This window comes from Pontibacter pamirensis (genome assembly GCF_010015475.1).
Taxonomy (GTDB): Bacteria; Bacteroidota; Bacteroidia; order Cytophagales; family Hymenobacteraceae; genus Pontibacter; species Pontibacter pamirensis.
This window is the reverse complement of the sequence record NZ_SSNI01000068.1, coordinates 1-12,550: the sequence shown is the minus strand read 5'-3', so window position 1 is coordinate 12,550 and position 12,550 is coordinate 1. Positions and strand designations below refer to the sequence as shown.

The window sequence follows — 12,550 nt, the reverse complement described above, 5'->3', positions numbered from 1 at the left end:
ATGATTCCGTGCTGACAGGTGCCTTTGTGCCCTTCGGCGTGGCCACTGAGCCGGGCGAGGTGATAAAAGGGGTGAAGCTTTGCGGCGGCTCTATCCTCTCCTTTAACCCCACAGACCCGATGGGCACAGTAGAGACCCACTCCTGGGGCTACCGTAACCTCATCGGGCTTGCCTGGGACAAAACCACCGGCGCGATGTACGCGGCAGAGAACGGCTACGACATACGAGGCTCAAGGCCGGTGAAGGATTACCTGGACGCCAGTTTGCGCGTGCAAAAGGGGATGTGGTACGGCGTGCCGGACTTCTCGGCAGGACGCGAGCCGCTCACGCTCGAGAAGTTCGAGGTGCCCGACAGCCTGCAGGCCATGGTGTTTGTAAGCGGACAGCCGGTGGGCAAAAACCTGGAGTTCGTCATCGACCACGAGGCCAGCGGCCTTACGCCGCCGGACCCTTCGGTGGTGCTGGGAAGGCATGAGTTCAACTCCTCGCCGAGCATGATGGACGTGGCACCTGCTTCCTGGGGCGACATGGCAGGACACGTGTTCATAGCCGAGTGGGGGGATTTGGCCCCGCCAACCAACCCGCTGAGAGGAAAGGACCCTGCCGGCTATCAGATAGTAATGGTAGACCCATCCACAGGGCACCTGCAGCCATTTGCACGTAACATGTTGCCAGGCCCAGCTTCAGGGCAGGGAAGCACGGGCCAGGGGCTGGACCGGCCTTTTGATGTACAGTTCGGCCCGGACGATGCCATGTACATAGTGGACTACGGCGTGGTGACCATAGACATGAGCAAGGCGCCGCCTTATGCCTACGAGCCTGGCACAGGCGCCATCTGGAAGGTAAGCAAGAAGTAGTGAGTTGTTTAATAATGTTATTTAATATAAAGAGCCCCTTCTGGTATTTATATCCAGGAGGGGCTCTTTATATGTCTCCTACCTTGAGAGTGAATGAAGATTAACGTTGCCGGCACAGCGGTTTTGGTCTTCCGCTCCCTTAGTAAGCTTTGGCTTGCGTCATCGGCTTCTCGTCAATGTGGTGGTGCTCTGTTCCTGTCACTCTTTTACTGATCCCCTCGCATAGGAGAGGTCGATGGCCATCCGCTTGAAGGGGGCATCGATTACACGTCTATCCAACATAGTCAAATTTAATACTTTCATCAACCTGCCTATCAAAAGGCTCCAGTAAAATGTAGAAACTCCAGCTTATAAAAGCGCTGCAAAGGGCCATCCGGAAACTCACCCCATTTTTAACTTATCTCCACAAGGGCGCGGGTCTTTCTTAGCTCTGCCTGTAGCTCCAGGGCGACACGTAAAGCGACACCCAGCCCGCGCCAGTATTCGTCGCTTCCGACTTTAACCTGCCGTAGCCACTTCACCTCTGTGTTGTAGTTGTGGACGTCAAGCTCCACGGCGATAAAGTCCATATCAATCAAAGACAGAGCCATCGGCTCCTGCGGAGGTTCGTTTCTCATATTTTGCCTGTGCTCGCGGAAAAGCAAAAGGGGCTTAACCTTTCAGTCAGCCCCTCCAAAAAAGCTTTTTGCTTTATCACGTGCTTTAAGTAACGGCAAATGTGGCAGTGGAGTTTAGACTATAACCGCCATTGAGTTAGCTCTTTATGCTTTTAGGCCATAGACCTGCGGCTCGTAGAGATTGCACCAAGCCTGGTGGGCTCTTGAGAATCAAACAAACGGCACAAGCTTCGAACAAGCTGTGAAAATGGCTACGGGGCACCGTCTTTCAAAGGCGGTGCCTCTTTGGTTTTGATAAAGTCTGTAGGAAAGTGCAGCAGTTGCCTTGGTAAGCACAGAGCTTGTGTTGGCCAGTAACAGTGCCCGCTTCACGCTTTAGTCAATTCTGTAGACTTTGCCGGTGTTCCCATGAGGTCCCTGCGTGTCAGAGGTGAGCAGGTACACCTCACCCTCTGAGTCCTGGCCGAAGCCCAGCAGGAAGGAGTTCAGGTCACCGTTAGGCGTGTTGGCAAACTCCACCACCTTGAAGTCATGCAGGGTCTCCCCTAGTATAGGCTCTGCTATGAACACCTTGCCGTTGGGCACCTCGTGTGAGGTGCTCCAGGTGCCGAAGATGTAGCGGCCGTCCCACATGGGCAGCTCGTTCCCGCGGTACACGTAGCCTCCCACTACCACCAGGCCCACTCCTCCTTCACCAACGTGACCGCCACCTTCGCTTTGACCGCCTTCGCCGTGCCCCCCTTCATGGCCTTCTCCATGGTGCTGGATGGTCTGGAACTGAATGATAGGCTCAGTCAGCGGAATGCCGCGCACGTCTACGTCCGGGCAGTGCTCAAACGGGTGCAGGGGGTCTTCTGCGTTGAAGCACAGCGTTCCCTCCATCACGTTCCAGCCGTAGTTGCCGCCCTTCATTACTAGGTTTATCTCCTCCCTCAGCCCCTGTCCGGCGTCCTGGGAGTAGAGGGCATGGGTGCCGCCCATGTCAAAGGAGAAGCGGTAGGGGTTTCGAAATCCAAAGGCATACGTTTCATCCAGACCGTCTGTCCCAACAAAGGGGTTGCCGGCCGGAATACCGTAGGGGCTGCCCCCGTCCACGTCTATGCGCAGGATGTCCCCCATGAAGTTCTCATAGATGTCCTGCCCGTTGCCGCCAGGGTTCCGCTCGTACCAGTCATCCACGTGGCCCCTTCCCTGGTCATCCCGGTTACCCCCGTCGCCAATGGAGATGTAGAGGTAGTTGTCCATGGGGCCAAAGGCGAGGGTGCCCCCGTTGTGGTTGGTGTAAGGGTGGTTCTGATGAAGGATTACTCTCTCTGATGCTTTGTCTGCCTTCATCGGGTCACCCGACACCCGGTACTCGGCCACAACGTTGGTGTGGTCCCAGTCATCAGGCGCCTCTGGCCACAGCGGCACGCTGTAGTAAAGGAAGAAGCGCCCGTTGCTGGCGTACTGGGGGTGGAAGGCGATGCCCAGCAGCCCCCTCTCATCGTATTCATCGTTGAGGTCAATTACCTTGTCTTGGATATCCAGGAAAGGCTCTTCCTGTAGCTCCCCGTCCTTGATGATCCTGATTACCCCTGGCTGCTCCAGGACGAAGAGCATGCCGCTGCCGTCAGGTGCCTCCGTCAGCATAACCGGTGAGGTGAGGCCCTCTGCCATGAGCTTCAGGCTGGCCCGTTTATCACCGGGTTTTTCATTGTCTTTGTCGCCGAGAAAGTCCTCGAACTCTTCACAGCCAGTGGCAAAAGCCAGGACGGCAAGGAACATGAACAGCCTGGTTCCCAGGCGCTGGGTATAGCGCAGTGCACTGTTCCCGTTTTTGAAATGTTGAGATGTAAAATTGTTCATAGCTTGTGATTATGTTTGAAAATGTAGTAATGTAATGATGGTCTTGAGCACAAGGGGCCGACACCGAGAACTCATCACGGCTAAAGGTAGGCCACAGAGCAGAACCAGTATAAGCCGTAGCGTAGGAGGCAGTGCTTTCCTAATAATTATAGCAATCTACTGGCTTACAATATTTACGGCAAGTAACTGCGGGCGTACTTTCGGAACAGGGGATTATGTGTAGATACATAGCTATAGCAAGCGAACACTCACTAATTTAGAGGAAAGAGGAATGTGTCCTGAGTAGGATGTTATGACAGTTTTCCTGCTTGTCATAACACAGATATTTTCCCGGAAACGGCAGGAATAATGAGATTTTCTAAAGTTAAAAATATCTATACTTATCATAACAAATGTTATCAGCCGAGTGCCTTTGCAGTTGGCAGTACTCTGCTACATGTGCTCTTTTCTGGCACTCTGTAGCAGGGCCTTCATGTATGCTATGTCTTCCTGTGCTTTCATGTCCTGGCCTGAGGCCTCCTCAATGGAGTTGAGCTCCTTTTCCAGAAGGGACCTGTGCTCATCCTGCTCATCGCGTTCGCTTATTTTACTGATTAACTCAACCAGGCGTGTCTGCACAGTTACATCCTTTGTGGAGTAGGCGCGGATGCTGGCTGAGCACATATAGAATATCTTCTCGAAAGGGATAGGCCCGTAAATGAGGCACGGCGTGCCGTCCTCGTGCTTTACCACCTTAAGCTGCCCGCCCAGCTGCTGCAGTCTGCAGAGCAGGTCCATGAGGTAATCTATCGCTTGTACAGCCGTGCCAGGGTCGTTCACGCCCGGGCTCAGGGCCTTAACGGCTATTTCTGTCAGGTGCTTAAAGCCGTAAATAAAGTTCTCCACCACATTCTCCTGGTGCCGGAGTATCACATTCTCCTCCAGTAGTTCCTGTATCTTATCATCCAGAGGCCTGTTGATTTTGAGAAAAGGGTCTCCTTTCAGCAGGTATATTCCCTGGTCTTTCAGAAACCTTATTTTCAAGCCCAGCTTCTTGGAGCCCTTCATGATATCTTCTGTTGTCACTTTATCAAAGTACCCCGAGTCCCATGCTTTTACCACATGGAATTCCTCCTCCTCTTCAAACTTTTCCTGGTAACTCCCACTGCTGATCTCCCTGTCCAGCACGTCCCTTGTGGTGCGATAAATGTTGTTCATAATGTTTCCTATCTGGATTTCATTCGAGATCTTATGAATGAAATAGATAAAGCAGAAAAGGCTGGCAAAGCCCAGGAACACGCTCAAGACCACTGACAGAGGAGGCACCTCCGGCCCTGCAGACATTGTCCCTACGTTGCTGAGCACGACAATGATAAAGCATATGGAGCCTATGATGGTGCCGAGCACAACCTGGCTTCCCCTCCTGCTGACCAAATCCGGCAACAGCCTGGGGGAGAAGGTGGCTGTAACCTGTGACAGCACAATCATCACCATGGCGAAGGTAAAGGTCACAAGGGTAATGAGCCCCGTTAGCAGCGCCGACAGGAGACTGCGGGCTGTATCCGCATTGTCTATCCGAAGGAAGGACTCCTCGCCTATCAGGGAACCTCCAACGGAAATCTTATCCAGGTAACTGGTACCCCATGAGAGCACCAGCAAGACAAGGGTTATCACCATAGGGTAAAAGGCAATGCTGGTGGTAATCTGCATGTATCCTTTTTTGACATCGTACTTGGCCTTTGCAATATCCATAGCATATAAGTGTAAAAACGAACGGGGCGCCTGAGTTGTAGGGTTGCCGGACAAGAGGCAGGGAAGCAGTATTTACCAGCACATGGAGCTGTTCATGCTTCGGGCTGGTGGTTGAGTAATAGGAAAACGCAGCAATCAGGTACCGGGTTTATATTTTAGCAATGGTATTGCCACCGAGAACAGACACCGGTGGCCAAGCAGGGGCTCTAATGACGTTATCGCTTAGGCCGAAGAGAATAGGCGCAAAGCCTGAAGATGCCTGATGCGGAACCTGGAGAAGGCTTTTGCCGCCATACCCTTTTGCAGCCGGTAGCGTAGGCAAGGCAAGGGCGCTTTTACCAAAGGGGAAGCCGCATGTGCCAGGGCACCTGGTTTACCGCACATGAAATGAGAAACGCATATGGAGCATAATTTCACCCTGAGCAGACCTGTTTCAGCATTCTGAAGGAATGTGGCCGGGTGATGAGTTATAAAAAGCCACAGCAGCATGAAATGAAGCTTAACATGAACATCAGAGGCATATGGCTAAGCGGAAAGTACCAGAGCGGCACGAGCACCAAAAGGAAACGCCTGTACCGAAAGGCAGGCTGCTGCTGATTGGCGGCAAGGAAAGAAAAAACAAAAAGAAACTGAAAGAGGAGCAGGCACGCAACGCGGCCGTGGACACGCACTTCATTGTGCGGGGGCGCATCGTGCGCGCGGCTCAGTGCGTCGTCACCAACCCCGGCTGTATCGGCATCGGGCTGGAGGAGGACACGGCTGCCTTTGTGACGGAGGGGAGGGAGATACTGGTAAAGGCTACACCGGTGGCTTAGCTTGGAACAGAAGGCGGTATTAGGCAAAAGCAAGGTTGACTTACCTTGCTTTTGCCTTTTTGTTAAATATAATCTGACTTATGGGCTACAAACAAAGAAGGCTCCTCATCACGGGGAGCCTTCTTTGTTCTATAACGCCTCTTGTGATAAGCAGGAGAACCAAGTAGAAGCCAAGGCTTGTTAGTGCCTCATCTGCGAATTTTGCTTCACTTCGCCCAGCACGTCGAGCGCTGCCCGAAAACCTTTGGCTAAATCTGTCGCCTGCCCGTTTCCGTAGTAGTGCAGGAAGATCATGCGCGGGTCATCCCCCAGCATGTGGTTGTGCAGGGCTACTACCTCCAGCCCGTTCTGCCGCAGCACCTTGATGACGGGATTCACCTCATGCTCCAGCATGGCAATGTCACCGGCTATGTGCGCCTTGTTCTTAGTGCCTGCAAAGGAGGCCCAGGAGTTTAGCCCGATGGCCGCCGTCAGATCCGCTCCCATTGCTTTTATAGTCAGGTCATCCCGCCCCACCGTATATTTATAGGTCGGCCCGTTGACACTGCCCTTGTGTTTGACAATATTATCCAGCGAAGGTATGTCGAACCTTGCCGTTGCCGGCTGCTCTGCACTGCCTGCTGCTTTCGGCTGATTCGCCGGGTAGAGCTTGCTGTCCCTGATGGTGGCGGCGTATTTCCGGGCAAGGTCTGCCGGCTCCCCTACCCCGTGTACGTGCATGTAGAAGATGCGGGGCTCTTCGTAGAAGAAGTGGTTGTGTATGGCGCTTACCTCCAGCCCGCTGGCATGGGCCGCCGAGATAAGTGGATTCACCTCCTCCTGCAGCAGCACCGTATCGCTCATCAGCACAGTGGACTTACCGTCCAGTGCTTTCTTAAAGGCTACCCAGCCCCCGAAGCCGAAGGAGGTAGGCACCTCTTCTCCCTTTATCTTTACCTTCAGGTCGTTTCGCGGCAGTGAGATGTTGAGGGTGGCCTGCTCCTCATTGTAGTTTCCCTTCTTACCCAGCGCAGCCTCAATGGCCGTAATCTCCTGCGCACTCAGAGGGGGAGTCTTCGCGCTTTGCTTTACTTCTGCAGCCGCCAGCACGCGCTTCATGTCGAACAAGCTGGCTGCGCCAAGCATGGCTGTAGTGCGCAGCACCTGGCGGCGGTTGAGGTAGAATAGTTTCATTGTTTATGTGTTGGTTCAGGTAAGAATTAGTTTACTTGGCATCTCAGGAATCGGCACCACTTCAGCATATACGAGCCTGGCAGCTAATGCGCCAAAGTAATTTAACTGCAAGGCAATAGGATTAGTTTTATCACTAAACTTCCCATCAAAGTCCTTGCTTTTGCCTTTTCTGTTGAATGTAATCTGACTTATGAGCTAAACAAGAATGGCTCCTCATCACGAGGAGCCTTTTCTTGTTCTGTAACGCCGTTTATGTATAACAGGACCGCCTATAGAGCAGGACAGCTAATTGGCTGCGCAATGGCAAAGCTGTCCTAAAATTGTGATGGAAGCCAGAATGTATTTATAGCATATGTTGCGCTAGAGGTGCAGATCGGCAACGCCCCCTTCAGCTCGTAAAGGCTGTGAACTTCTTCCTCAGAAAGGGAGCGGTTAAAAAGGGCTAGGTCGTCGAACATGCCCACATAAGGGCCCGTGCCTAACCGGATAGTTGCTTCAGCTATATCCCATACGAAAGGCTCCTGTATGCCCCCGGTTTCCCCCTGAGGCTTGCCGTCGAAGTAGAGCTTTCCCCTGGCTACCTGGTCACAGTGTTCAGACCTTCCCAGGAAACCACCACATGCGTCCACTTAACCTGGGAAAACGGTGGCTTTACGACCTTCAGCAAGCGCCAGAAAAATTCTTCACTAGCACCTTTCTGGTTCTTCTTGTCCCACACCTTTTGGTCTCCGAAGATACCCAGCCGGAAGTCAGAGGGTATGTCATTTTTCGTGAAATCAACCCAGATAGCCGAATTAGAGTAGTCCTTATCCGTCAACTGGATAGGGTCCGTGTAGGTTTGGGGGATTTTCTGCGGATCAAGCCTCAGCCAGAAGGAGAGCGTACCACTGAAGTTGTGGGGGGAGTAGGCAATATTCCTTTCCGCTTTATAGAAAACAACATGGCTGTTCTCTTTAGTAAACTCCAGGGCGGCCCCAAACTTACCCTGGCCTGGCACTATCGCTAAGGCAGGGTTACCCAGACCCAGTTCAGAGGACACCGGCTTTTGTTGACCAGCCACTGTTTTACCTGAATATATACGCGGATCACCGAGGGCAAAATCCGCATCAGCGCCCTTATCAAAGGAAGTATGGAACGTGAGCGATTCCGCCAGGGTGCCAAGACTGGTTGAATCAGTACTGCTATTAGAAACAGGTGCTCTTAAACCCTCTTTTTCTTCCATTGCCGCTTGGAGGCTTTTGTTTGAAGAACATGCCAGCAACAGGGCGGGGAGTAGGAACAGATAAAGACAATCACTTTTCATATTTTGATTACCCTTTGTTAATTGAAAAAGGAAGCAGGATAGATTCCGCTATAAATGAGCATAGACTTTTTTCTTATCGAGTTGGCCTTATATAACCAAGAGCAGAGATACAAAGCAAATAAGCAGCCGGTCTCACCGGAAGCATTAAAGAAACGAATCCACCAGCCCTGCACATTTCCCCCATTAGACGTACGGCTCGGGAAAACCTTACAGAAACGTTAGCTCTTGACTTGCGGCTGGCAGAAGCCTGCCAACCGCAGGAAGCTTACCCTCGTCTAATGCTTACACGCTGTCAGTGTCATCACCAAACTCTAAATGGCTAAAAAAGAAAGCATAAACCCGGGGCAGTGGGTGGCGGCTTACGCTGACTACCTGTATGCCTTTGCCCTCAAGCGGCTACAAGACCCGGAGCTATGCAAAGATCTGGTGCAGGACACTTTTGTCTCGGCCATACATAATCTCCAGAACTACAAGAGCAGCAGCTCAGAGAAAACCTGGCTCACGGCTATCTTGAAAAATAAAATCACCGACATATTCCGGAGAAAGGCATCGGAGACACCCCTTCACTGGCTTCTTTCAGGAGAGGACAATACACACGCCTTTTTTGAGGAGAACGGCCACTGGAAAGACAAGCACGCTCCCCGGATATGGGAAACGGAAGAGGCGGACCCTTTAGAGAATGAGGAGCTAAAAGAAATACTGGAACGCTGCATGGAAAAGCTGCCTCCCCTGTGGGCAGTGGTGGTCAGCATGAAGTACCTGGATGAGGAAAAGTCAGACCATATCTGTAAGGAACTGAGCCTGTCTCCGTCTAACTACTGGGTGATCATCCACCGGGCAAAGCTCAGCCTCCGGGCTTGCCTTGAGAAAAACTGGTTGAAAGGGTAAAACAGGGGGTGGCATTAGCTGTACCCGGTTAACTGGTTATTAAAGAACCTTTTGGATTAAAGAAATGAAAGAAATGTCAGAGAAAGAAAATGTGCAGCAAGCAGGGGTATGGGTGATGCGGTACAGTGTGGCTCTTATTTTGTTCTGGTTTGGACTGTCCAAGTTCACGCCAACGGAGGCCGGCCATGTTGCAGACCTCGTAAAAGGGCACCCACTCATGTCATGGTTATACAACTTGCTCAGCGTACAGGGTGTATCCAGTTTTATTGGTGTTGTTGAAGTAACTGCAGCCGTGTTGATTGCCGCAAGACCTGTTGCACCCAGGCTAGCGCTATGGGGAAGCCTGATGGGTGCCTTGTCTTTTCTTTTTACGGTAAGTTTTATGTTTACTGCCGGTAAGTTAGAGGTAGTAGATGGCCTGCTGGTATTAGGAGGAATCGGTGGGTTTGTTGTCAAGGATTTAGTCATGCTGGGCTTTTGTGTTTGGTCTGCGGGAGAAGCATGGGCTTCCTTAGAAGAGGGTGAAGCTTTGGAAAGTGTTCCTGCCACAATCAAAGTGAAGGAAAAAACTTTCGTGTAAAACGAAAAAGACTTGTTCTAGCAGAAGTTGGCACCAGGATTTTGTCTGCTCTTTTTCGCAGCAGGGCTGTCTGGTTACAGAAAAAAGCAACATACCCGGCACCAGGGAAGACTGTCTGGAAAAACTGGTTGAAAAGCTAAACTATGAAATGGCACAACAACATTATCTATAACTGTAAGAAGGCAACTTTTCTGATAGATAAAAAGAACCTGGAGGGAATCAGCCCGCTGCAGCGAATAGAGCTGCGCCTCCACCTGGCAGGCTGCTCTGTCTGCAGGCTGTACTATAGTCAGAGCAGGAGGATTGACCAGATGCTGCGCGGTTTCTACCCAACCCGTATAAAGCCCGAGAATGGCCTGGATGAGGCGTTTAAGAAAGGGTTGCAGGAGAATATCGCAAAAGAGATAAAAAAATCTGGCGCTTAACTGTAAGGTTACTCCATTTTGTACGACTAAGGGAACAAGCCACATTGGCTCTTCAGGAATACAGGGGAAAGAAGCATACCATACGCTCAGGAAGCCACTTGAAAAACATCGTCATTATCGGGAATGGGATTTCCGGGGTAACCGCGGCGCGGCATATCAGGAAAAGGAGTGACCACAGCATCACCATCATCTCGGCTGAGTCTGATCACTTCTACTCCCGCACTGCGCTCATGTACATCTTCATGGGCCATATGCGCTATGAGCACACCAAGCCCTACGAAGACCGGTTCTGGGAGAAGAACCGGATAACGTTGCTCCGCGATTATGTGGAGAAGGTAGACACAGACCAGAAACGGCTGCTTCTGCGGACTGGCAAGGTGCAGCCGTACGACGTGCTCATCCTGGCGGTAGGCTCCACCTACAACAGGTTCGGATGGCCGGGGCAGGACCTGCAGGGCGTGCAGGGACTCATAAACCTGCAGGACCTGGAGCTGATGGAGCAGAACACCAAAGGCATCCGGAAGGCCGTGATAGTAGGCGGCGGGCTTATCGGTATCGAGATGGCTGAAATGCTCCAGACCCGCAACGTGCACGTGACCATGCTCATCCGGGAAGGGAACTACTGGGCCAATGTGCTCCCTGCCCCGGAAGCCCGGATGGTCAACCGGCATATACGGGAGCACGGCGTGGACCTGAGGCTCGCCACTGAGCTGCAAGCTATCAAAGCCGGCCCTGACCAGAAGGTAACAGGAATAGTAACGACGGCGGGGGAAGAAATCGAGTGCCAGTTTGTGGGGCTGACCATCGGGGTGCGCCCTAACATCTTCTTTCTGGAAGGCAGCAAAATCAAAACTGATACAGGAATCCTCGTCAACAAGTACTTTGAAACGAACATTCCGGAAGTCTACGCCATCGGCGACTGCGCCCAGTTTGAGGAGGCGCCGGCAGGAAGGAGAAAGATAGAGCAGGTCTGGTACACCGGCCGCATGCACGGGGAAACCCTCGCCCTCACCATTTGCGGGAATAAGACCGCCTACAATTCCGGACCCTGGTTTAACTCTGCCAAGTTCTTTAACCTGGAGTACCAGGTATACGGGCAGGTGCAGCCGCGGGAAGCGGAGGACGGGGAGCACCTGTACTGGGAGCATGAAAGCGGGCAGAAGGCTGTCCGGATCATTTACAGGAAGGCAGATGGAGTGGTGACGGGCATCAACCTGCTGGGCATCCGCTACCGCCATGAGGTGTGTGACCGGTGGCTCCAGTCAAACGCCACCATACAGCAGGTATTGTCAGAACTGAAGGCGGCCAACTTTGACCCGGAGTTTTACAGGAAACATGAGGGTGAAATCATGAGCGAATACAAAGGAACATTGCAGCCACAGGTGAAGAAAAGGAAAAAGCTGTTTGGCCTTTTCTAGATAGAAAGGAATAAAGAAGGGTGGGAATTAACCATATGCATCGTATACAAAAAGCCGGAATGGCACTGTTTCTTCTGGCCATAGCGCTGCTCGCCGCTGTCCCGTTCATGGGCCAGTACCGGCTGACGCCCCAGATGGTGGGAGAGGTCGTCACAGACACCGGGCAGCTGGAGTACGTAAGCGCTGAACTGAAGGAGATGCTCGGTAAAACGTATTCCTCCAAGTTTGCCTTCATCAGCGACCTGGACGATGCCTTTTTCACCAGTGCCACTAAGATTCAGGACTACAACCAGATAGACAACCGGGAAGTAGAGGTCAATAATCTGGAGGAGTATGTGGCTGCGCAGTATAAGTTTTACCTGACCAGGAAAGCCACCGCCGGTACCATTCAGGAGCATACCGGTCTGTGGCTGCTCCTCACCATCGGGCTGGGCGTTGTGGGTGCCTTTCTGTATATACTGCCTAAGCTGGGCCTGCTCCCCGGTATTAAAAATGACCACATTTTCCACAGCCGGAACACCGGCCTGGGTTGGATCGGGTATACCATCGGCGCACTCCTTATCCTGTTTTATGTGCTCCTCTACTGGTACCCGGAGTATATAACGGAGTGGATGGTGCTCACAGACCCCATTAGCAAGCGTATCAGCGGCAACGAGGCCAGCCAGTGGTTTTTCTATGGCCTGCTGTACACGCTGGCCATCCTGGTCATGGGCGTCCGCATGCTCATCAAGTACCGCCACAGCCGGTACCACATCATCCGCACCCTGTCGGTGATGTTCTTCCAGACTGCGTTTGCCTTCCTGATTCCGGAAATCCTTATCCGGCTCAACCAGCCTTACTTCGATTTCAAGAACATCTGGCCCCTCAACTATAACTTCTTCTTCGACTACAACAT

Annotated in this window: 11 protein-coding genes and 1 pseudogene; 7 read left to right on the top strand and 5 right to left on the bottom strand. The window is 52.2% G+C overall.

What is annotated here, in order from left to right; genetic code table 11:
• Positions 1-857 (top strand): PQQ-dependent sugar dehydrogenase (locus tag E1919_RS26160; protein ID WP_202916003.1); only part of this gene is annotated, 857 nt, incomplete at its 5' end.
• A 392-nt stretch (positions 858-1,249) separates the two neighbouring features.
• On the opposite strand, the gene E1919_RS26155 is transcribed toward E1919_RS26160, so the two are convergent.
• The 3 genes from E1919_RS26155 to E1919_RS26135 form a co-directional block, all read right to left on the bottom strand.
• Positions 1,250-1,474 (bottom strand): hypothetical protein, encoded by a 225-nt coding sequence (locus tag E1919_RS26155; protein WP_162056355.1) that lies wholly within the window; start codon positions 1,472-1,474, stop codon positions 1,250-1,252.
• 375 nt (positions 1,475-1,849) lie between these two features.
• Positions 1,850-3,322, bottom strand: a complete 1,473-nt coding sequence (locus tag E1919_RS27420) for a PQQ-dependent sugar dehydrogenase (RefSeq protein ID WP_202916002.1) — start codon at positions 3,320-3,322, stop codon at positions 1,850-1,852.
• Positions 3,323-3,754: 432 nt separating this feature from the next.
• On the bottom strand, positions 3,755-5,053 hold the full coding sequence (locus tag E1919_RS26135; RefSeq protein ID WP_162056351.1) for a DUF2254 domain-containing protein: 1,299 nt from the start codon (positions 5,051-5,053) through the stop codon (positions 3,755-3,757).
• A gap of 521 nt (positions 5,054-5,574) precedes the next feature.
• Here E1919_RS26135 and E1919_RS27415 point away from each other — a divergent pair.
• Positions 5,575-5,868, top strand: coding sequence for a hypothetical protein (locus E1919_RS27415; RefSeq protein ID WP_202916001.1), 294 nt, complete (start codon positions 5,575-5,577; stop codon positions 5,866-5,868).
• Between the two features lie 180 nt (positions 5,869-6,048).
• On the opposite strand, the gene E1919_RS26125 is transcribed toward E1919_RS27415, so the two are convergent.
• Positions 6,049-7,041, bottom strand: a complete 993-nt coding sequence (locus tag E1919_RS26125) for a DUF1259 domain-containing protein (protein WP_317168274.1) — start codon at positions 7,039-7,041, stop codon at positions 6,049-6,051.
• A 577-nt stretch (positions 7,042-7,618) separates the two neighbouring features.
• Entirely contained in the window at positions 7,619-8,263 is a 645-nt protein-coding gene (locus tag E1919_RS26120) for a hypothetical protein (RefSeq protein WP_162056350.1), read from the bottom strand.
• Between the two features lie 396 nt (positions 8,264-8,659).
• Between E1919_RS26120 and E1919_RS26115 the strand changes: the two genes are divergently transcribed.
• The 5 genes and pseudogenes from E1919_RS26115 to E1919_RS26095 form a co-directional block, all read left to right on the top strand.
• On the top strand, positions 8,660-9,232 hold the full coding sequence (locus E1919_RS26115) for a sigma-70 family RNA polymerase sigma factor (RefSeq protein WP_162056349.1): 573 nt from the start codon (positions 8,660-8,662) through the stop codon (positions 9,230-9,232).
• A gap of 64 nt (positions 9,233-9,296) precedes the next feature.
• On the top strand, positions 9,297-9,812 hold the full coding sequence (locus E1919_RS26110; RefSeq protein WP_162056348.1) for a DUF417 family protein: 516 nt from the start codon (positions 9,297-9,299) through the stop codon (positions 9,810-9,812).
• A 143-nt stretch (positions 9,813-9,955) separates the two neighbouring features.
• Positions 9,956-10,237 carry a hypothetical protein gene (locus E1919_RS26105; RefSeq protein WP_162056347.1) on the top strand — a complete coding sequence of 94 codons (282 nt, stop codon included), beginning with the start codon at positions 9,956-9,958 and terminating at the stop codon, positions 10,235-10,237.
• Positions 10,238-10,335: 98 nt separating this feature from the next.
• Positions 10,336-11,655: an NAD(P)/FAD-dependent oxidoreductase gene (locus E1919_RS26100; protein WP_162056346.1), complete on the top strand. Its 1,320-nt coding sequence runs from the start codon at positions 10,336-10,338 to the stop codon at positions 11,653-11,655.
• A 59-nt stretch (positions 11,656-11,714) separates the two neighbouring features.
• Positions 11,715-12,550: pseudogene (locus E1919_RS26095) on the top strand (4Fe-4S binding protein); the annotation flags it as partial.